The sequence below is a fragment of the Camelimonas lactis genome (assembly GCF_004342915.1).
In the GTDB taxonomy this organism is placed as follows: domain Bacteria; phylum Pseudomonadota; class Alphaproteobacteria; order Rhizobiales; family Beijerinckiaceae; genus Camelimonas; species Camelimonas lactis.
Genome location: NZ_SLWL01000001.1, coordinates 138,506 through 160,319, shown reverse-complemented (window position 1 = coordinate 160,319; position 21,814 = coordinate 138,506). Strand labels below are relative to the sequence as shown.

Sequence of the window (21,814 nt, the reverse complement as noted above, 5' to 3'; positions counted from 1 at the left end):
GGGACCCGCAGTTCGTGCTATGTCGCCCCGTCCGCGCCCGTATTCCGGCCCTGGGGCCAGAGGGCGGGCCGCCTGCCCTCGCGCCGGCTGCGGGCCGGAGATTTTTCCACGCGCTCCGCGCGGCCTCACGCCGGCGCGGAAGCCAGATGAATGGATGCGGCTGTCTCAACCATGCGAAGCTATCTCGATTTTGAAAAACCCGTCGCCGAGATCGAGGCCAAGATCGATGAGCTCCGCGTCGTGGCCGATGGCGACGTAAACGTTGCGTTGGACGAGGAAATCAGCCGCCTGCAGGCGCGCGCCAGCAAGACGCTGTCTGATCTCTACGCGGCGCTGACGCCGTGGCAGAAGACCATGGTGGCGCGCCATCCCAACCGCCCGCATTTCCGCGATTATTGCGACGCCCTGATCACCGACATGACGCCGCTGGCCGGCGATCGCGCCTTTGGCGAGGACGAGGCGATCATCACTGGCTTCGGCCGGTTTCGCGGCGAGCCAGTCTGCATTCTCGGCCAGGAGAAAGGCTGGAACACCGAAACGCGCCTGCGCCACAACTTCGGCATGGCCCGCCCCGAGGGCTACCGCAAGGCCGTGCGCCTGATGGAAATGGCCGACCGCTTCGGTCTTCCGGTTATCTCGTTCGTGGATACGGCAGGCGCCTATCCCGGCATCGGCGCGGAAGAGCGCGGCCAGGCCGAGGCGATCGCCCGCTCCACCGAGGAGGCGCTGGGCCTTGGCGTCGCCAATGTGGCGCTGGTGGTGGGTGAAGGCGGCTCGGGCGGCGCGGTGGCGATCGCCGCCGCCAACCGCGTGCTGATGATGGAGCACGCCATCTACACCGTCGCCTCGCCGGAAGCCTCCGCCTCGATCCTGTGGCGCAACGCCGCCCGGGCCCAGGACGCGGCCACCAACATGAAGATCACCGCCCAGGACCTGCTGAAGTTCGGCATCATCGACGGCATCGTGCCGGAGCCGACCGGCGGCGCCCATCGCGATCCCGCCGCGGCGATCCGCTCGGCTGGCGCCGCCGTCGCGGCCGCCCTGCAGGAATTCGCCGGCATGACGCCGCAAGCCATCCGCAAGGCGCGCGAAGACAAATTCCTGGCGATTGGCCGCAAATAAAATTCGCCGGCAGGCTCACGGGCAGGCCGTCGCCTGCTGGCGGCGGCGCGCCGGCCTCGCGGAAAAAGTCATTGCCCACAGGCGCCTGATGGTGTCTCATCCTGCCGGCCGGGCGCGCAGGCCTGTTCCCGCCGCGGGGCCGCCTGTGGCGCCTGGCGCGCCCCGGACAGCCCGCAACGGCGCCGCGCGTAAGGTCCTGGTAAGGTCCTGGCGGTACAAGGTTGAATGGGGTCATGGACCGGAAAGGCCCATGGCGTGGGCATGGGTGACGACGGCGGCAGTGATGTCCAATCAGGCGGCGCCTCCGCAGGCTGATTGGACATCGCTTGAGAGTGGACCTGGGAAGATGTTGAAGCTTGTCATCCGCACCACCCTGTTCGCAGCCGCGGCGCTGGCGCTGGCGGCGTGCCAGGACGGCGGCCCGGGCAGCGCCCGGGCCCGGGCTCCCATTCCCCCCAAAACCGTCGCGCTGATGCAGGAAAAGGGCATGAGCCCGGCTGCGCCAATTCTCATCCGCTCCTACAAGAAGGAAGCGGAGCTGGAGATCTGGAAACGCGACGGCAAAGGCGAATACGCGCTGCTGAAGACCTATCCGATCTGCCGCTGGTCCGGCCAGCTCGGGCCGAAGATCCGCGAGGGCGACCGTCAGGCGCCGGAAGGGTTCTACACCATCACCCCGACGCAGATGAATCCGAACTCCAGTTTCTATCTGTCGTTCGACACCGGCTTTCCCAACGCCTACGACCGGGCGTACGGGCGCACCGGCCGCTATCTGATGGTGCACGGCGCCTGTTCGTCAGCGGGCTGCTTCTCGATGACCGACGCGCAGATCGCCGAGATCTACGCCATTGGCCGTGAGGCCTTCGCCGGCGGCCAGCGCGCCTTCCAGTTCCAGTCCTATCCGTTCCGGATGACGCCGCAGAACCTGGCCCGCTATCGCAACGATCCAAATATCGAGTTCTGGCGCAATCTGAAGGAAGGCTCGGACTATTTCGAGGTGACGAAGCAGATCCCGGTCGTTGGCGTCTGCAACAAGCGCTACGTCTTCGGCTCCCGGTCGGCGAGCTGCGGCGCGACGGAACAGCCAGCCATCGCCCAGGCTCTGGCCCAGAAGCGGGCAAGCGACGACCAGAAGGTCGCCGAGCTGGTCGCCACGGGCGCCAAGGCCGTGCGGCTGGTCTATCAGGATGGCGGCCAGCACCCCTCGTTCCGTGGCGAAGGCGGCTCGGTGCTGTCCTTCTCCCGCCCCACCCGCTTCTCGGGCGACATCAGCCGCCCGGAAGCCCTGGCCAGCGCCCCGCAGGAAATCGAAATGCCGGATAGCGCGCCGGCGCGCGCCGCCGTGGCGATGACCCCGCGTCCCGCCACGACCCCGGCCAACGCCGATCCGGTCGCCACCGGCTCGGTGACCGCCGCTTCGGCGGATGCGTCCGCCCAGCCGCTGAACGCCGCCGCGGAAGCGCCCTCGACCAGCGGCTTCAGCAAGGCCCTGTCGCTCGGCGGCATCCTGTCAGGCGGCAAGCCAGCGCAGGCTGACCCTGTGAAGGCGGCGGAAGGCCCCGCCCCTTCAGGCGGCTAACGCCCTTCCGGTCAGCCGGAACTGGCTGATCGGTCAGAATGTGCTCAAAACAGAAAAGCTGGAGCAGTTTGCGCGCCTGGTTGAACGGAAACGGATCCAGGCGCGGCCACGCCCATTTTAACAGCGCCGCCGCGCCCATATGAACAGACGCCACGGAAATAACCGGCACACGGGCTTTGGTCATGCACAGGTCGCCATCCGTAGCAGGGGCTGATCAGATTGCGACGCCTGCCGGGTGCAGGCGTCCGCCATGCCTGGGGCCGGACAACAACGGAAGCCGGCCGCCCGCTTCCGGCGCCGCGCGCCTGGCGGTCTGGAAATTGCCGCCCCCTGCCCTCACATGTCCAGGCATGCCTGTCATTGACCCGCATGTTGATCCGGGCCGCCGCAACGGTTCAGACCCGCATGATCCTGCCCCATGGCCGGCGGCGATGCGCCTGCTGGCCCGCTCAGCGCTTGTCCGTTCAGTTCTTGTCCGTTCAGTTCTTGCCGGTTCAGTTTTTGCCGGCCCAGTTTTTGCCACCGCCCTGATGGCGACGCCAGCCATGGCCACCCAGCAGGCGGCGGATGGCGACCCGGCGATCCAGGGCCCGCCGCTTCCCTCCCCGCCGCTTCCCTTCGCGGAACAGAAATCTGACGGGGCTGCTCCGGCCGCCGACGCCCCCCGCAAGAAGCCCCGGCCCGGGCGCGAGGCGCTGCGGCTCAAGGTCATGGACGCCGCCCGCGCCGCCGGCATGCCGCCGGAACTGGCGGACGCCGTTGCGACGGTTGAGAGCAATTACAACGTCAGCGCCATTGGCGGGGTCGGCGAGATCGGCCTGATGCAGGTGCTGCCGTCCACCGCCCGCATGCTTGGCTTTGATGGAAGCCTGGCCGAGCTGGCGGTTCCCGAAACCAACATCCGCTATGGCGTATCCTATCTTTCGCGCGCCTGGCGCATCTCGGGCGGCGATATCTGCACCACCGTCATGAAATACCGGGCCGGCCACGGCGAGAGCCGGTTCTCCTACCGCTCCGTCGACTATTGCGTCCGCGTCCGCGCCCATCTGGCGGCCCTCGGCTACAAGGTCACCGGCGAGGTGCCAAAAGCCACCTTTGGCGATCCCGCCGGCGTGCGCGTCGCCAGCAAGGGCGGCGTTCGCGTCGCCGGCGGCCGGCGCAGCCGCTACAACTGGCGCGCCGCCGACGCGCGGATGAAATCGATCGCCAGCAAGGTGTCGTTCAACACGCTGATCATTGCGCGGTAACGCCAGAGCGTTTCCCGAAAGACGTCGCCTCCGGCCAGCCGCCTGCCGGAATGAACATGGCGCGCCGCCCGGCGCATCTTGAGGCGGGCAGGCCCGCCGCATTCCTGCAGCGACATGCGGCCCCCAGGCCTTTGAGCGTCGCTCACGCTCCATCCCGCCAGTTACGCGATCACCGGCGCGCCGTCCCGCCATGGCCTGCCCGCGATCGCCGACGCCGCCCCGAGCCAGCCGCCAGGCCCCCGCGCGCCAGGCTCCAGCACGCCAGACTCCGGTACTTCGGGCTCCAGCACTTCGGAACGGTGTTTTTCAGACAATCCCCGCACAGGTCCCCCGCGCGCCGCCCTTCCGTGTCATCCCGGCCACGTTCGTTCGCATTTCATCGGCTCTGATTCAAAAATGACCGCGATCAGGCGCCATTTGCACAGTCGTAAGGCAGTCTGCATCAAGCTTGACGTTGCGCCAGAACCTGTTCGCCCCCGAAGCTGGCCATGAAGTTTTCGGGCACGCATTCAGGGGGATGCCACATCATGCGTCAGGTTTTCGTTCTTTCAGCCGCAGCGGCTCTCACCGTGGCCATGGCTGCGGCTCCGGCGCTGGCGGCTGATGTCCCCGCTCCGGCCGAGCCGGCCGCGCCCGCCGCCCCCACCCAGTTCGACATCGCCTTTGGCGTCAAGTACACGTCCAATTACGGTTTCCGCGGCATTTCCCAGTCCAACGGTTTTGGCGTCGCGCAGGGCTATGCGGAAGCGCAATTCTTCGACAATTTCTTTTACGTCAACGGCTTCGTCTCCAAGGTCGACCTGCCGACCCGGGCGACGGCCGAGACTGACGTTGGCGTTGGCATTCGTCCCAAGCTTGGCCCGCTGACCTTCGACCTTGGCTTCATCCAGTACGGCTACCCGGGCGAACGCCGCTTCATGGACCCGTACAATCCGGTCGAATACGTGACGCCGGCCGGGGCGTTTTACGGCCCCGCCATCCTGTCGCCAAGGAACTCCGAGTTCGGGGAAGTGCACGCGTCCGTCAGCGCCGCGTTCAATGGCCTGACAGTTGGCGCCGGCGTCTATCACTCCTGGGACTTCCTCGGTCTTGGCGCGCCGGCCACCTATTACAACGGCACGGTGAAGTATACGCTGCCGGCCGAATTTCTTAACGGCATGAAAGGCAACTTCTATGCCTCCGGCGAGCTGGGCTACTTCCAGCTTGGCACGACAGCCGCGCGCCTCGGCGCCGTCAAGCTGAAGAGCTACACGACCTGGAACATTGGCGCCGGCTACACCTACGAAAACCTCACCGTCGACCTGCGCTACGTCGACACCGACCTCAGCAAGAAGGACTGCTTCCTGAACAGCGGCGACCCCGCCGGCTTCCTGAACGGCGGCAAGTCCAACTGGTGCAGCGCGGCCTTCGTCGCCACCGTTTCGCTGGACTTCACCCTGTCAGGCCTGCAACAGGCCCTCGCCCGGTAATAGCCAGGGCGACCACGACGCCCGGCCGCCAGGCGGCGGGAGCGCGACAGCCCGCCGACAAAAAAGGCGGCCTCCCCCCGGAGGCCGCCCCAGCAATCCCGACTGGCGGAACGGCTCAGCCGTTGCCGATGTACTGGCCGCCGTTGACCGTGTGCACCGCGCCGGTGAAGAAGGCGGCCTTGTCGGAAGCGAGGAACGCCACCAGATCGCCCACCTCTTCCGCCTTGCCGAGGCGGCCGGTCGGGATGGTGGCGATGATCTTCTTCAGCGCCTCCTCCGGCACCGCCGCCACCATGTCGGTGTCGATGTAACCCGGGCAGATGCAGTTCACCGTGATGCCCTTGGCGGCGTTTTCCTGCGCCAGCGCCTTGGTGAAACCGATGACGCCGGCTTTCGCCGCCGAATAGTTGGCCTGGCCCATCTGGCCTTTCTGGCCGTTGATCGACGAGATATTGATGATGCGGCCGAAGCCGCGCTCGCGCATGCCCTCGATCAGCGGCCGGGTCATGGTGAACATCGAATCCAGGTTGGTGCGCATCACCTCGCGCCACTGGTCGAACGTCATGCGATGAAACATGCCGTCGCGGGTAATGCCGGCGTTGTTGACGAGAATGTCGACCGGACCGAGATCGGCCGCCACGCGCGCCAGCCCCTGGGCGCAGGCCTCGGCGTCGCCCACGTCCCATTTGTAGATGCTGACGCCGGTTTCGGCGCGGAATGCTTCCGCCGCCGCGTCGTTTCCTGCGTATACGGCGGCGACCTTGTAGCCTTCCGCTGCAAGGGCCTTCGATATGGCGGCGCCAATACCGCGCGTACCGCCAGTAACAACAGCAACCCGGGACATCAATTTTCTCCAGACCGGCCGGCGTCAGCCCGACGCTGGCCAGGGCGCCCACGCCATGACGGACGCGGTGACGCTGTTTCAAACATCGTGAGCGGGGTCGGCGCTCCCCGGAAGCCGCCATGCCGTTGCGCCCCGGAGGTCGCCGCCCCAGGCCCGTGATACGATGGCCGGCCCGAAGGGAGTACTGTCAGAAAGTCGAAGACTGCCGGGGAATACGTCTTAGGAAGAAAGTATTATTACGTCGCGCTCCTTCCCCCATGATGGCCACGCCGCGAACAATCCGCCCGAAAAACCCTCCAGGGGCCGGTGTTCTTCAATCTCTTCCTGACAGCGCCGCCAGGTCATGCCTCCGCCGCGCCTGGCGCGAGCCGGCCGACCTGACGCTGGCCCTTTCTCGCTCTTTCTCGCTCTTTCTGACGAAAGACGTAGGCCGTCGTCCGGACATACGGTGGAAGGCGCGGCGCCAGTCACCCTTTTAGGTAGGTGAAACTCAGCTCATTTGCCGAATTTGTGATTTTACCCGACCCGCTACACTTCAAAACAAGCCTGTTCCGGCAAGAAAAGCAGTATTTCCGGCGTCATTCAGGCGATTCACTGGAGCGGGGCCGGCTCATCCGGGGCGCATATGCGATCCGGCGTGAGCGGCGCATCCCGTCTCTGTCCAGTCGTTGGAGAGCGATTGACCCTGTGGAGCCGTCGCGCGGTCCCGCAGCGAAGGATCGCGCTCTGGCGCCCAGACGCAACTGCTTCGCATCGCCGGGCAATGTTGCGACGCCGCGCTGCAAACGCATCGCCCAGGTCGCAAGCCCGTCCTGCATGTGCGTCGGGGCCAAAAACCTGCTCCGCCCTGGCTCCGGCCCGGCGGCGCGGGTCGGGAGGGGGGCCCATGGCCAGGCTGAAAATTACGCTGACATCCACAACCGCAATGCGCCTGCTGTCTGGCGTGCTCGCCGCGCCAGCGATCCTCGCCGGCGCCAGTCAGGCGCGCGCTGACTGCACCACCGCCAACAGCGTCACAACGTGCACCACCGCCGCCGTCAATCCCTACCCGAACATGATTGGAACCGGCCCGGGCGACGACAACCACACCGTCATGATTGAAAGCGGCGCGTCGATCGCCACCTCCGAGAGCCCGGCCATTTCCCTGGGCGACGGCGCCATGATCACCATCCGCAGCGGCGGCCATGTGACCAACAACGCCACCAATTTTCAGGACGGTCCGTGGGGCACCGGCAACAACACCATTGAATTCGGCAGCAACGGCCGGTTGCTGATCGAGGCCGGCGCATCCGTCACCAAGACTGGCGGGCAGGACAACGCCGAGGCCATCAATGTGCACGGCGCCGGCAACGTCATCACCAATTACGGCCTGATCCAGACGGAGAACAGCCGACCGATCTGGTTCCAGGACGAGACAACAGGCGAGCGCAACGTCGTCGACAATTACGGCTCCATCATTCGCACCGACGGCAGCTATCTGTTCGGCTCCAGCACGGGCGGGGCCAACGCCGGCATCGTCCTGATCAACCGCACCGGCGCCCTGCTCCAGGGCGACGTCGTCTTTCTCGATGGCGACGATGACCTGCACATCCACGCCGGCTCAACCATCATCGGCGACGTCGATGGCGGCGGCGGCTTCAACAGCCTGTTCCTCGACGGCGCCGCCGGAACCCAGGACCAAATCGCCAGCCACGTCGCCAACTTCCAGGCCCTGATCAAGGACGGCGCCGGCCAGTGGACCGTGACCGGCAGCCTTGACGGCTACCAGACAACCACGGTGCGCGACGGCCTGCTGACGCTGACCGGCGACAATTCCGACTATCAGGGCGACGTGCTCGTGGGGAACGCCGGCGTGCTCGAAGCCCGCGCCCAGAGCATGCCGGTGCGCGTCGACCCCGCCGCCAACCTCAACAATATCCAGAACGACGGCGTGGTGCGCTTCACCCAGCCGGCCGGCGACGATGCAACCTATGTCGGCCAGATCACCGGCGCCGGCGTCGTCGAAAAAACCGGCGACGGCGTGCTGACGCTGGCCCCTGACGCGCCGGCGGGCAATGCCTACGCCGGCGGCACGATTATTCGCGGCGGCGTTGTCGCGGCGGCGGCGGACAGCGCCCTCGGCGCCGCCAGCGGCCCCCTGACGCTGGACGGCGGCGCCTTCCGCTTCACCAGCAGCTATGCGCTGTCGGCCCGCGCCGTCACCATCACCGCCAGCAATGGCGCCTTCGATGTGGTCGCCGGCGCCGCCGGCAGCGTCCTCCAGGCCATTACCGGCCCGGGCGCCCTCACCAAGTCCGGCGACGGAACCCTGATCCTCGCCGGCGACAACACGTGGGCTGGCGGCACGACCATCGCCGCCGGCGTGCTGCAACTGGGCAACGGCGGCGCCTCCGGCTCGCTGGTCGGCGACGTCGACAACCAGGCGCAGCTCGTGTTCAACCGCTCCGACGCCTGGACTTACGCCGGGGTGATTTCCGGCGCCGGCGCCGTGACGCAGGCCGGCCCCGGAACCACCATCCTCACCGGCGCCAACGCCTGGAGCGGCGGCACGACCATCACGGCCGGAACCCTGCAACTGGGCGACGGCGGCGCGACCGGCTCGCTGGTCGGCGATGTGCTCAACGACGGCCAGTTGGCCTTCAACCGGTCGAACACTTATGCGTTCGACGGCGTCATCTCCGGCTCCGGCGCCGTCACCCAGGCGGGCGCGGGCATGACGCTGCTCAGCAACGTCAATACCTGGACCGGTCCAACCCAGGTGCTGGCCGGAACCCTGGCGGTGGGCGGCCCCGACAGCATGGGCGCCGCCATCACCGGCGCCGGCGCCATCGGCGTGGCGGCGGGCGCGACGCTGGGCGGTTACGGCTCCGTGGCCGGCGACACGCGCAACGACGGCGTCATCGCCGTCGCCAATGCCCTGTCGGCCTTCTCTGGCGGCCCGACCGGCAACTTCACCATCGGCGGCCAGTTGACCAATGCCGGCCTGGTCCGGCTTGGCGGCGCCGGCGTCGGCAACACGCTGACGGTGGGCAGCTATACCGGCGTCGGCGGCGTCATCGCCCTCAACACGTACCTCGGCAGCGACGGCTCGCCGTCTGACCGGCTGATCATCAATGGCGGCGCGGGAACGGGCTCCACCACACTGGCCATCACCAATGTGGGCGGGCCGGGCGCGGCGACCCCCGGCAACGGCATTCTCGTGGTCAGCGCCATCAACGGCGCCGCCACGGCCGCCAATGCCTTCTCCGCCGGCAATCTGGTCGCCGGCCCCTACGAGTACACCCTGTATCGCGGCTCCCGCGACGCCTCCGATCCGGAATCCTGGTATCTGCGCTCGGAAGCGCAAAGCTCCGGCGGCAACAATGGCGGCCGCGGCGGCGATGGTGGCGGCGGTGGCGGTGGCGGCGGCCCGGTCATCCCCGACTTCCGGAAGGAAACTTCACTCTACGCCGCCCTGCCCTCCATGGCCCTGCTCTATGGCCAGACCATGCTCGGCACGTTGCATGAGCGCGTCGGCGAGCAGGAGTTGCAACGCGGCCTCAGCGCCGCCAACGGCTCCCCCCTGTCAAGGGCCGTCTGGGGCCGCGTGATCGGCAGCCACGGCAATAACGACGGTGATGGTCGCGGCGTTTACGGCTCAGGCCCGGCCTTCACCTGGGACTTCTACGCCTTCCAGATCGGCATGGACCTGTATCGCAAGGAACATGCGGACGGCAGCCGCGATCACGCCGGGATCTACATCGGCGCCGGTCATGCCGACGGCTCGGCCCGCCATTACACCGGCATCCGCGCTGGCGACATGCGCTTCGACGGCTACACCGTCGGCGCTTACTGGACCCACTATGGCGCAACCGGCTGGTATGTGGACGCCGTCGCCCAGGGAACCTGGTACAGCGACGTGAAGACGTCCTCAGGGCGCCTGACGCCCCTGTCGACCAGCGGCTTTGGCGTCGCCCTGTCGCTGGAAACCGGTTACCCGTTCGCCCTCGGCGATGGCTGGGTGCTGGAGCCGCAGGCGCAGATCGTGCTGCAGAAGATCAACTTCGACGGCGGTTATGACGGCGCCTCTTATGTGCGGTTCAGCGACGTGCAGTCCGTCGCCGCCCGCGTCGGCGCCCGCCTGTCGAAGACCTGGGTGATGGATACGGCCCATGGCCCGGTGCGCCTCAACGCCTGGCTGCGCGGCAATATCTGGAACGAGTTTGCTGGCGTCCCCAAGGCCAACTTCTCCAGCGAACTGGGCTATGTGCCGTTCCGCTCCGACATGAAGGGCGCCTGGGCCGACATCAGCGCTGGCGTCACCGCCCAGTTCAACGCCTCGGCCGCGCTCTACGCCGCCGTCAGCTATCAAACCAGCTTCGACGGCCGCCGCGACGGCTGGAGCGGCAAGGCGGGTCTGCGCTTCACCTGGTAAGCGCCAGGGCGCGACGCAGTGAAAACAGCTGCAAAACAAAAGCGCCGCGGCCAACCGCGACGCTTTTTATCGTCTGCCCTGGGAAAGCGCCCGTCAGCGCTCCACGGTCATGGCCACGCCCATGCCGCCGCCGATGCACAGGGTGGCGAGCCCCTTGCGGGCGTCGCGGCGCGCCATCTCATGCAGCAGCGTGGTCAGCACCCGGGCGCCCGAGGCGCCGATCGGGTGGCCGATGGCGATGGCGCCGCCATTGACGTTGACGATCGCCGGATCCCAGCCCATGTCGCGGTTGACGGCGATGGCCTGGGCGGCGAATGCCTCATTGGCCTCGACCAGGTCGAGATCCTGCACCTTCCACCCCGCCTTCTCCAGCGCCTTGCGCGAGGCGGGAATCGGGCCCGTGCCCATGATTTCCGGCGCGACGCCGGCGGTGGCCCACGAGGCGACGCGGGCCAGCGGCGTCAGGCCCCGGCGCTGCGCCTCGGCGGCGGTCATCAGCACGATGGCGGCGGCGCCGTCATTGATGCCCGAGGCGTTGCCGGCGGTGACGGTGCCGTCCTTGACGAACGCCGGGCGCAGCTTGGCCATGGCGTCGAGGGTCGCGCCCTCGCGGATGTACTCGTCGCTGTCCACCACCACGTCGCCCTTGCGGCCCTTCACGGTGACCGGCGCGATCTCGCCGGCGAAACGTCCCGCCTTCTTCGCCGCCTCGGCCTTGTTCTGCGAGGCGACGGCGAAAGCGTCCTGCTCATCGCGCGAGATTTGCCACTGGCGGGCGACATTCTCGGCGGTGTTGCCCATGTGGTAGCCATGGAAGGCGTCCCACAGCCCGTCGCGGATCATGGTGTCGATGAAGCTGGCGTCGCCCATTTTGGTGGCGGCGCGCAGGTGATGGGCGTGCGGCGACAGCGACATGGACTCCTGACCGCCGGCGACGATGACGCTGGCGTCGCCATTGGCGATCTGCTGCATGCCGAGCGCCACGGCGCGCAGGCCGGAGCCGCAGACCTGGTTGAGGCCCCAGGCGCTGGCCTCCACCGGCACGCCAGCCTTCATGGCCGCCTGGCGGGCCGGGTTTTGCCCCTGGGCGGCGGTCAGCACCTGGCCGAGAATCACCTCGTCCACGTCGGCGGCGGCGACGCCGGCGCGCGTGAGCGCCGCCTCAATGGCGGTCGCGCCCAGTTCGTGGGCGGGAACCGCCGCGAAGGAGCCGCTGAAGGAGCCGACCGGCGTGCGCGCGGCGCTGACAATGACGACGTCGTTTGCAGACATACCTCTGTATCCTCATGCCCCGCCCGGCGGCGGAAAAAACGGGGGAATTGACCGGCGCACCCTACGCCGGGAGCACGCGCCGTTGAAATTGGCCAAAAGGCCAGCATGGCCCGCCGCCAGACAGGCGGATCGCCCAACCGGCGGGGCGCCCCGGCCCTCACAGGCCCAGGCCGCGTATGCCCAACCAATCATTGACATTCCGCCGCCATGGGCATTAAGAAGACGGCTTCCGCGCGGGTTTCCCGCCTGCGGAGCAATTGTGTTTGCGCTGTCAACAAAAGGTGACAATCGCGACACAGCCATCCATCGCACCGGAAACGGGCTGTCAAAAAGCCGGTCTGCCAATGCCGGAAGGCATGGGCGGAGACCGGGATGAACACGGGAATGAACGATGTTCGCAGTCATTAAAGCCGGCGGCAAGCAGTATCGCGTCGCCGCTGAAGACACCATTTCGATCGCGCTCCAAGCTGGTGAGCCGGGCGACGCCCTGAAGTTTGACGTGCTGCTGGTCGGCGAAGGCGAGACCTTCAAGATCGGCGCCGACGCCGCCAAGGCGTCGGTCGACGGCGTCATCGTCAGCCACGGCCGCGGCGACAAGGTTATCGCTTTCAAGAAGCGCCGTCGCCAGAACTCGAAGCGCAAGCGCGGTCACCGCCAGGACTTCACCCTGGTTCGCATCACCGGCATCAACGGCTGAAGACCGGCCCCCGGCACATAACGGAGACATAAAATGGCTCATAAAAAAGCAGGCGGCTCGTCCCGTAACGGTCGCGATTCTGACGGTCGCCGCCTTGGCGTGAAGAAGTTCGGCGGCGAAGCCGTCGTCGCCGGCAACATTATCGTGCGTCAGCGCGGCACCCGGGTTCACCCTGGCGCCAACGTCGGCATGGGCAAGGACCACACCCTGTTCGCCCTTACCGAAGGCGCGGTGCGCTTTGGCGTCAAACTCGGCCGCTCGATCGTATCGGTCGTACCGGCGAACGACGCCGCTGCAGGCAAAGCGGCGGCTGAATAACGGCGCAAGCTGAAGACAAGCTTCCGCCGGCGTCCCTGACCCTGGCGGATCCAAGCTTGCAGTGTTTTTTGCAAGATTCCGCGAAGGGGAGATGGGGCGCCATCTCCCCTTCGTGTTTTTCCGGCATGGAAATTGCACGAGGGTTGAAACTGTCCCGGGGCTTCCGCGTTGTCATCTCGCAACGCTGTGAATCTCCCTCACCTTTTCATCACCGGCATTTGCGGGCTCACTGTCCAGCGACCCGCGGAAGCGATTCGTCAGTTCCACCGGAGCGGAACCATGTTTACGCGCGAGACCATCGATGACGGCTTCACCCTGACCACGGAACGGCTTGCCCTGCGCTGGCCGCGTCTGGCGGACGCGGCGGCAATCGAACGTCTGGCGGGCAGCAAAACCGTAGCCGAGACCACGGCGCTCATTCCCCACCCTTACCCGGAGGGCGCCGCCGGCCAGTTCATTTTCGCCTCCCGCCTCGCCAACGCGCGCGGCGACGGCCTGACCCTGGCGATCACCGAAAAGAAGCGCCCGCGCGAGCTGATCGGCGTCGTCGCCCTGCAACCCCCCGGCTTTTCCGGACGCAGCGACTGCACGCACCCGTTTATCGGCTACTGGCTGGGGACGGAGCACTGGGGACGCGGCTACGCCACGGAGGCGGTGGGCGCCATGTTGCGGCTTGGCTTTGCGGAAACCGGCGCGGCGATGATCAGCGCCGAGGTGCTGACACGCAATGTCGCCTCGCTGCGCGTGCTGGAAAAGCTGGGCTTCAACGCCGCCGGTTCGGGCATGGCGCCGTTCCCGGCGCGCGGCGGCATGCTGCCGGTGATCCGCATGGAGCGGCGGCGCGACGCTGCGGAAAACGCCGGGGCGCGCCAGGAGGCGCGGTTGGGCGACGCTTGGCCTACCGACTCCTGGCCGACCGACGCGCCTGTCGCCAGCCCGGCGCCGGCCGATGATGATCTCCTGCTTCCCGTAGCGGCTGAATGACCTGACCGTCGGGTCTGGACGCAAAGAAGGCGCCTCCATCGCCCAAGGAGGCGCCTTTCTTTTGATCCCGTTCTTTTGGCCCCGGCATGGGGCAATCCCAGCGCGGCGACGACAGGCGACCCAGCCGGCTGGTCACCGGCGGCCGATACCAGCGCGCGGAAGCGCGGGGCATCCCAAATGCTGCAACAGCCCTCCAGCGCACTGGGAGGGCGCCCCTTGCCCTTCCTCCGGGCGACGCGTCACTTTTACCCGCACCAGGCAGCAACGCCCGTGCAAGCCTTCCAGAGGCCCACCGGGGCGCGTCGCCACGCCGAAGCGTCCGCGGCGACACCGCGTCGCTTCCAACGTGTCTCATAACGGCGTCGTGCGCGGAGGCAGCCCAGCGGCCGGTTGCTGGCGCATGCCGGAGCCGTCCGTGAAAGAGTGGGCGTCAGACGGCAAGACGCGGGATGGCGATGCGGAGCGGCCGCTGATGTTGCCTTGCCCTGCCGGCATGCCGGCCCCCCGGGCATGGCCTGGCGCCCGGCGCGACAGACCAGAATGTCCGCGCTGTCAGAGCGGCCATGGCCACAGGCGTAGCCCCGCGCCGGCGCAAGCCATCGCGAACACCGGGGCGACGTCACATCTGTCAGTCAAACAGGAGACCCTTCGGGGCGCGTCAACGGCCAGCGCCAACCCGCGCCTTACGCGCGCATGCAAAAGCCCCGGTCAGAAGCCCTGCGAAACATCACATGTATTTTTGCGTGATATATGCGCCCGACATGGATGATTGTCACTTCAACGCCAGGTCATAAATCCGGCTGACATCAATTCATCCAGTCTCTGATGACCTTTATTCAGATCATCTTTCCCATCAAAGGGATGGTGCCCAGGAAAGGGTTCGATTACTCACAGTAACAATATTATTTTCAAATAAAATCAACGATTTGATGCGGAATTAAATGGCGGCGTAAGGCCATTTGTAGGGCGATGTAATGTTGTAGGCATCGATTAACCGCCTCCCACGCCACGCATGGGAGGCGGCGTCATGGTGATGGCCTATCACTTGAGGGCAAGCGGGACTGGCTTGTGGGAATCGCATTGCCGCCGCCGACGCGGGTGTAGCAATCGAGGATTGCCTGCGCCCGGGACACGGGATCGACCTTCAGGCCAATTGACGGAAGTAGTCTCGCTCAAATACCTCTAACGCCCATCTACCAGCGGCCGCTGCAGGGCACTCGCCTCGCCCAATGGCGCGCGCATCCATGTCCAGATCTCACCCGGTTCGGTCAGATCACCTGCATGGCCCTAGGATGGATCTGGCAGACAACAGCGTTTTACTCACAGGTGAAAAAAGCGAACAGGTCGGGCATCTTCCAGCCGCCATGATCTTGCGGACACCCTACCAGCCGGGCAAATAGATACGGCGGGATCACGCCTCTGATGAGCGGCGGACCAATAAAAACTATTAACGAGGCTTGCGACATCTAGGCTCAGGACCTATTAATTTTGCTTGATCGATGATTCACTGCCTTCGTTATGGAGGCATTGATGGGTGATCTGTTCCTGCTGAGTGAGCAGCAAATGGCTCGCATTCTGCCATATTTCCCGTTGTCGCATGGCGTTCCGCGGGTCGATGACCGGCGCGTCGTCAGCGGGATCGTCTATGTGATCCGCAACGGATTGCAATGGAAGGACGCGCCGGCCGGTTACGGTCCGCACAAGACGCTTGACAACCGTTTCATCCGCTGGAGCAGAATGGGCGTCTTCGACCGTATCTTTGCGGCGCTCGCGGGTCAGGGACCCAAACCGCAACGCATCATGATCGACGCCACACACCTCAAGGCGCACCGCACGGCGGCAAGTCTGCTCAAAAAGGGGCTCTTCCCCGTCGTATCGGGCGAACAAAAGGCGGCCTGAACTCCAAACTCCATACTGTCTGCGATGATCAGGGCCGGCCAATCGTCATGCTGCTGAGCGAAGGGCAGATGAGCGACCACAAGGGAGCCCGCCTGCTTCTCGACGCCCTGCCTCCGGCCAGCGCCCTGATCGCGGACCGTGGCTATGACAGCGCCTGGTTCCGCGCCGAACTCGCAGCGCGGGATATCGAACCATGCATCCCGTCAAGCCGAAGCCGCAAGACGCCCTATCCATATGACAGGGCGCTGTACCGTCAGCGCCACAAGATCGAGAACCTTTTCGCAAAACTCAAGGACTGGCGGCGTATCGCAACCCGATACGACCGCTGCGCTCATACTTTCTTCTCCGCCATATGCATCGCTGCAACCGTCATCTTCTGGCTCTGATCAATGTGGCCTGAGCCTAGGGGAAGAGAGAGCGCCCTTCTGCGATTTTGGCGTGAAGCTCAGATACCCAATCAGCATTTATGCCACGCGCAGCCATATACTCCGCTATAGTCTCAAGTTCCGTCAGGATAATTTTCGATCTCACATTGATGCCTTTTATCGAGTCAGATTGAAAATTATTATCAAAACATGGCGGATTTCTATCACCTACGGCAATAAAATTTAGACGGGTACGGATGCATTTTTCACATTCTCCGCAATTAGTATGCTGCTCTTTCCCCTCCCAGCAAACTTTCACTGTCTTCCGTGCAACAGGATGCCCAGAGATGAGCGCCACCTTTTCGGTTCGGGAGAAACCAGCGCCTTCGTGAACAATTTCAAGATCGTCACCGCTGAGCAGATAATCTGTAGAGGGAGTGGAACCGCGAGCATTAACCATGTGACTGTAGGGCTCAGAACTACCAAGCAAGCCGTAGTCATAGCGATGAGAAAATTGATGTAGAGCGCATGCAGCATGGGCGCCAAAAGTTTCTTCCCAGTTTTGAAGGTACCCCACTCGCGCGTTCGTGCGAATGATGTTTAACTCCAACCCCAACTCGCTTAACAGAGGAGCAGTGCGTTGCACTAACTTGTCGAATCCATCGTCGTTCTCGATCAACACATCGAAACCATGAACCATAAGCACAGCGTCCAGATTATGTGCTCCACTGCCCGTCGCACGGTGTGCATGCCGAAGAGCGGTAAAGGTGGCGTCAACTCCTCCAGAAAACGCCGAGATTGCCCGCCCCCTGCGGCGAAATGCAAAGCGCCATTCCGGCACGATTTTTTCGACCACAATATCAACTGGCCGGTATTTTTCTGGGAGCCATTTGTGCCAGGCTTCCTGATAAATGCGAGCGTTTCGCAAGGCCCGGGCGCTGACCGGTCCTTTAATGACGAATCGTTTTGCGCGCTCCATTGCGAATTGGAGGAAACAGAAAAGAAATCCATCAAGCACTAGTGGTTCAGGGACACGCACGGCGCCAACGATATCGAAATAGATCCCTTCTTTTGCGACCCAATCTGGAAGCCCGGGAAGAGAGAGCTTAACAAGGCGTCGAGTGTCATTTCCACGCCGACGCTGCTCAAAATTCAGAACGAGATCCACATTGCCTCCATTTTCCCAACATGGGCTCTGCTACGGCGCACGAACATCTGCAGTAACTGCACAGACTTTGCTCACGCCTGATTCAGCTCAGCGGTCATATTGTGTCGCTGCATTGCAGAACGCATCGCACCGACGAAGTGCAACGTGAAATGAGCCATCGCGCCCTGCCGTATGAAACGTGGCTGCCAATGTCAATCAATGCGTTAGGTCAGGGGGACATCAGTGTGCCGCTTCGATACCGCATCCGGTCGGCATCCCAATGACAACCCTACCGCCGACGGACATCCGTATGCCACCCCTACCGGACGATCCACGTGATCTCAGCCCGGCGCGACCCATGTTCCGATTCGTGTTCCGGCACCATCAGCACTACGCGCGCATCTCAGATGAAAGCTTGTTCGCCATCTTGCCCATCATGGCTCCACCTTCTCCGCAGCGGGGGCCGCGCTTCCGCGCAGATCCGGGACCGTTCACGATTTTCAAGGACATGGGTAAATCAGTTCTCCAATAGAATCCTGCTATCCATCTTTTTGACGCTATAGAGTTGCGCTCTCACCGTTGAGCGGTTATCGACGCCCAAACCAAGGTGAACGTTATCGGCTGGACGTGCCCCCAGGATGAGAAAATGTCGCATAACTTGAGTGCCGAACCCGATGTTAGCATCGTCCTGAATATGCATCGCGAAGCGTTATTTTTGCGGCCAACACTGAGATCTCTTGAGGCCTGCGCCAAAGTGGCCCGCGATGCAGGGATTGTGGTTGAGCTTGTCGCGGTGTTCGACCGCCCTGACGCGGATACCATCGACACGTTTCGCACGACGTCACTCGACGGTTTTGTCGCTATAAACGAAATCACCGTGGATGTCGGTTCCTTGGGGCTTGCCCGCAATGCAGGCATTGAAGCGGCCAGGGGCGAGTATGTCTGGACCTCGGATGGCGATGATCTGGTGTCGCAGAATTCACTGGTTGAGCTTGTTGCAACGGCGCGCCGGCACCCCGATCGCGACATTGTGGTGTTTCTAAGCTACCTTGTCGCATTTGGCGATCAATTTCATGTGGTGCGATATCGTGAGGGCACTCTGTTAACAATTGCCGACTTTTTATTTCAACATCCGTATGTATCACGGATATTTATCAGACGAAACGCCCTACTAAAACATAAATACCGAGATATAAAAGTATCACCAGCATTTGCATACGAAGATTGGGACCTGAATATCCGCTTATATGGGGCTGGTTTTAATTTTTTAATAGCTGAAAATACTATCCTATTCTACCGACAACGGCAAAATAGCCTTCTCAGGCAAACTGAAATCGCATCGGCCAGAATCATCCCTGCATCAGACCCGCTTTCCCCAAAGCGGTATCTGGCGAGTTTACGGTCCGCATGCGCGAATAACGATGACTGGAGGAGAGTTCTGGCGGAGCGGAAGCGTCATAGCGAATGCGATTTCGCACACGAACTTATGTCAAATCAGGATCTTGTTGCATATGTAACAGATGCCTGCGCTATTGAGCCTGAAATCAATCCAGCTGCTATTGAATTTTCCGGATCCTACTCATCACTGCCCGCTACAGATGATCATTGGGCATTTGAATTAGCATGCTTTTACGAGATGACCGGGGTGGCTGCTTTTGATGATATCGTCCTCTTACCTTGGCTTCGCCCAGGCGGGGCAGAGAAATTCATTCTCAATATATTATCAAGTCTGAATTCCCTTGCGACAGATCTACGAGTATTGATAATTGCTGGGGAGACCGCAGAATCTCACGAGTGGGTCTACTTGCTCCCAGAAAATTTTGTGTTTATCGATTTATACAATGCATTTCCATGTCTGGATTCAGATAGTCGTGATGCAATGTTAGCTCGAGCCATTGTTTCATTGTCTCGCCCGGGAACAAGATTGCATGCGAAAAGCAGTATATTTTCACACGCACTTATCAATAGGTACGGGGCTGTATTTTCAGAGTGTTGTAATATTGTGTATTATAGGTTCAGCGATGGGCGATATAGTTGGCGTGGATGCAATCTGAGCGCAGCGTCAACTGTGGAATTTCTCAGGCGACACTTACCAAATTTTGATGTGGTCATAACTGATTGTCATCGTATTTTTGAAGAAGATAAACTCAGATTTGGAGCCGCATCTAGAAAATATAACGTAATATATAATAAATGCGATGTTGTGCAGCGCAAATCTGGGTCAGAGAAGACGTTCAGGGTGCTTTGGGCTTCACGGGTGGCACCCGAGAAGAGGCCGGAGTTGATTAATCAGATTGTCGCTGCGGCACGGGAACATTTCCCCGATTTTTCAATGGATGTGTGGGGTTCAGTTGAAGAAAATTCCAACGAAATTTTAAAAAATTTTGGAATTGGGGTTAACTATTGCGGTGCCTATAATGTATTTTCGGAATTAGACGTAGATAAGTACGATGCATTAATTTACACGAGTAATTATGACGGACTTCCCAATATCGTCCTGGAAGCTCTTTCCTCTGGTTTAGTCGTAATTGCCCCTAATGTCGGGGGAATCGGTGAAGCCGTTGTTTCTGGTGAAACAGGTTTTCTTGTTTGCGATTTGCAGGATGACGAAAGTCTCATCCAGGCATATGTTGCAGCGATTAAGGCACTCTATGACGATTGGGCTGGTGCGCTCGACATGGGAGGCAAAGGACAGAACCTCATTCGGACCCGTCACTGTGACGATGCGTTTACTCAAAGTGTCGCGCGGGTGTTCTCGAACGTATCTGCTAGGGGGCAGGGCTGATGGATATTTGGTTTTATGCTTCAGAGGATGATCTTTCCATTTTGGAGGATGCATCGCAAAAACTTATTTTGTTCGGTGGCGATGGCGGATACGGTAACTTCGGCGATATCCTTCAGTTGAAAAATTCTATTCAACTTGCGCGCCTTGCAGGACGATTTTCCATCGTGATGGTGATGGTGGCAGGAGCGATCAGCGATGCGGGTTTTCCGGCATGGGCAAAAGAGCATTATGGTGCTGACGCGGTAATTTTCTCCTCTAGTGTTCGTTTGGTTTTTAGTGACGGACCAGCATTAAAGCCCGTTAGAGCTGTACGGAATCTGGCTTGTCTCCACCTTTATGGGGGCGGTTTTCTCAATCCCTTCTGGGGCAACTATCATCTTGGCACAGCCGAAGCCTTGCTTCGCAACGCCCCACAAGCCGCCTATTTGATTTCCGGTCAACAGATTACACCTCCGTTTCACGAAAGGGTCGCGAAGCATGTCCGGCGGTTTCGTCCACACTTGCTGGGCGTCAGGGATGAGATGTCGCTGGTATCGCTGTCTGATGCAGGGGTTGATGCGATATTCTCTTTTGACGACGCAACAGAAGCTCTACAGTCATTAACTACTCAACTCCCCCTGCAACACGAAACCGGCTTGCTGCTTCATCTCAATAGCTCTGATTATACCGGCACAGATACCGACTTGCTTAACCTCAGTGGTGACTTGTCTATTCTGGAGCGGAATCATAGCTCGTTAAGTGGCGTGACATTGTTGCAAGCGTTCCGTGACTCGCGTCACGAAGTGCTCGATAGTCGTGAGACACTCAAGACGCTGGACCGGCGGTTCCCCTTCGCCGATATGCGGTTGGTAGACCTTGCCGGACTTGCCCTCAATCCTGACCGACTTCCCAAACCCATTACCGGGGAAGTTGGTTATTCATGCTCCTACCACGTAGCCCTATGGCTGCAATTGGCGGGGGTCCCATGTTGGTTGCGTCATGGTAATGGGTTCTATGATCAAAAGGCTGGGGCGTTACAAATCACGCAAGGCCTTGAAGCTTTCTTGCGGGAGCCAACCCTAGCAGACCATAGCGCCAATTTAGAGCGTCGTTCGGCTTGGCTGCAGTTGTACAAAAAGACTATTGGCGATATCGGCGACGTGGATACTTCGGTCGAGTTGCTAAATGTCGACGCCCCCACTGGGCCGGTCTCATTGCAGTTTAAGGGGCGCCCGACCCAAACGGAAATTATAGCGTCTTTGCAAGAGCAAATATCTGAGTTTCGGGAACGAAACGAGGTGCAGCATCGCAATCTTGCAAGAGAGACGCGCCTCAAAGATGAACTTTATGGCCGTGTTCAAGGTTTAACGTCTCGTATTACTGAGATCGGCAATGCCTATCGAGAGAAAGAGGTGCGTCTTGCCGCTACCGATGAGCAGATACGGATCGCACGGAATGAGGTTGAGAGATTAACGGCGTTGCAAGCGTCTATCTACTCAAGCACGTCTTGGAGGGTGACACGCCCCCTGCGGGCGATCTCACGTTATGTCCGGCATAGACATTTCGACGAAAAGGGCGAAGTTGGCCTCTTCCGATTTGCACAACTAGTGGGCCGACGCCTGCCTTTACCCAAGGCGGTCAGACGGAGCATTGGGCACGCTCTTGGGAGCTTCCGCCGCTAGGCTGGGGGCTC

15 protein-coding genes are annotated in these 21,814 nt (G+C 62.3%); 11 read left to right on the top strand and 4 right to left on the bottom strand.

The annotated features are described in order from the left end of the window. Positions 1-171 precede the first annotated feature (171 nt). The 3 genes from EV666_RS00760 to EV666_RS00750 all read left to right on the top strand — a co-directional run bounded on the left by EV666_RS00760 (position 172) and on the right by EV666_RS00750 (position 3,948). Positions 172-1,122, top strand: coding sequence for an acetyl-CoA carboxylase carboxyltransferase subunit alpha (locus EV666_RS00760; protein WP_132002710.1), 951 nt, complete (start codon positions 172-174; stop codon positions 1,120-1,122). A gap of 346 nt (positions 1,123-1,468) precedes the next feature. After that, complete coding sequence (locus tag EV666_RS00755; RefSeq protein WP_132001447.1) at positions 1,469-2,701, top strand: L,D-transpeptidase family protein; 1,233 nt, start codon at positions 1,469-1,471, stop codon at positions 2,699-2,701. A gap of 545 nt (positions 2,702-3,246) precedes the next feature. Next, on the top strand, positions 3,247-3,948 hold the full coding sequence (locus EV666_RS00750; RefSeq protein WP_132001444.1) for a lytic transglycosylase domain-containing protein: 702 nt from the start codon (positions 3,247-3,249) through the stop codon (positions 3,946-3,948). Between the two features lie 161 nt (positions 3,949-4,109). Here EV666_RS00750 and EV666_RS18135 read toward each other — a convergent pair whose 3' ends face one another. After that, positions 4,110-4,262 (bottom strand): hypothetical protein, encoded by a 153-nt coding sequence (locus EV666_RS18135; protein WP_165909848.1) that lies wholly within the window; start codon positions 4,260-4,262, stop codon positions 4,110-4,112. 213 nt (positions 4,263-4,475) lie between these two features. Here EV666_RS18135 and EV666_RS00745 point away from each other — a divergent pair, with 213 nt between their 5' ends. Then, complete coding sequence (locus EV666_RS00745; RefSeq protein ID WP_165909847.1) at positions 4,476-5,417, top strand: TorF family putative porin; 942 nt, start codon at positions 4,476-4,478, stop codon at positions 5,415-5,417. A gap of 115 nt (positions 5,418-5,532) precedes the next feature. Here the strand turns inward: EV666_RS00745 and phbB are convergent, their stop codons facing one another. Continuing rightward, the gene (phbB, locus tag EV666_RS00740) at positions 5,533-6,261 is read right to left on the bottom strand and encodes an acetoacetyl-CoA reductase (protein WP_132001438.1); all 729 of its coding nucleotides are present in this window, start codon (positions 6,259-6,261) and stop codon (positions 5,533-5,535) included. 886 nt (positions 6,262-7,147) lie between these two features. Here phbB and EV666_RS18755 point away from each other — a divergent pair. After that, positions 7,148-10,675: an autotransporter outer membrane beta-barrel domain-containing protein gene (locus EV666_RS18755; protein ID WP_165909846.1), complete on the top strand. Its 3,528-nt coding sequence runs from the start codon at positions 7,148-7,150 to the stop codon at positions 10,673-10,675. Positions 10,676-10,768: 93 nt separating this feature from the next. Here the strand turns inward: EV666_RS18755 and EV666_RS00730 are convergent, their stop codons facing one another. Then, positions 10,769-11,947, bottom strand: coding sequence for an acetyl-CoA C-acetyltransferase (locus tag EV666_RS00730; RefSeq protein ID WP_132001432.1), 1,179 nt, complete (start codon positions 11,945-11,947; stop codon positions 10,769-10,771). A 391-nt stretch (positions 11,948-12,338) separates the two neighbouring features. Here EV666_RS00730 and rplU point away from each other — a divergent pair, with 391 nt between their 5' ends. The 4 genes from rplU (at position 12,339) to EV666_RS00710 (ending at position 16,231) form a co-directional block, all read left to right on the top strand. Then, positions 12,339-12,644: a 50S ribosomal protein L21 gene (rplU, locus tag EV666_RS00725; protein ID WP_132001429.1), complete on the top strand. Its 306-nt coding sequence runs from the start codon at positions 12,339-12,341 to the stop codon at positions 12,642-12,644. 33 nt (positions 12,645-12,677) lie between these two features. Beyond that, on the top strand, positions 12,678-12,962 hold the full coding sequence (gene rpmA / locus EV666_RS00720) for a 50S ribosomal protein L27 (protein WP_132001426.1): 285 nt from the start codon (positions 12,678-12,680) through the stop codon (positions 12,960-12,962). Positions 12,963-13,241: 279 nt separating this feature from the next. Beyond that, complete coding sequence (locus EV666_RS00715) at positions 13,242-13,946, top strand: GNAT family N-acetyltransferase (RefSeq protein WP_132001423.1); 705 nt, start codon at positions 13,242-13,244, stop codon at positions 13,944-13,946. 1,530 nt (positions 13,947-15,476) lie between these two features. Then, positions 15,477-16,231 (top strand): IS5 family transposase gene (locus EV666_RS00710; protein ID WP_132001420.1). Its coding sequence is split into 2 segments (ribosomal slippage): positions 15,477-15,810 and positions 15,810-16,231, totalling 756 coding nucleotides; the frame shifts between segments, so codons are not numbered across the junction. 16 nt (positions 16,232-16,247) lie between these two features. Here the strand turns inward: EV666_RS00710 and EV666_RS00705 are convergent. After that, positions 16,248-17,378 (bottom strand): hypothetical protein, encoded by a 1,131-nt coding sequence (locus tag EV666_RS00705; RefSeq protein ID WP_132001417.1) that lies wholly within the window; start codon positions 17,376-17,378, stop codon positions 16,248-16,250. 625 nt (positions 17,379-18,003) lie between these two features. Here EV666_RS00705 and EV666_RS00700 point away from each other — a divergent pair. Further along, a complete protein-coding gene (locus tag EV666_RS00700; RefSeq protein ID WP_132001414.1) occupies positions 18,004-20,142 on the top strand; it encodes a glycosyltransferase in 2,139 nt (712 codons plus the stop codon). Continuing rightward, positions 20,142-21,803 (top strand): hypothetical protein, encoded by a 1,662-nt coding sequence (locus tag EV666_RS00695; protein ID WP_132001411.1) that lies wholly within the window; start codon positions 20,142-20,144, stop codon positions 21,801-21,803. Before EV666_RS00700 ends, EV666_RS00695 begins: the two co-directional genes overlap by 1 nt. Positions 21,804-21,814: the final 11 nt, after the last annotated feature.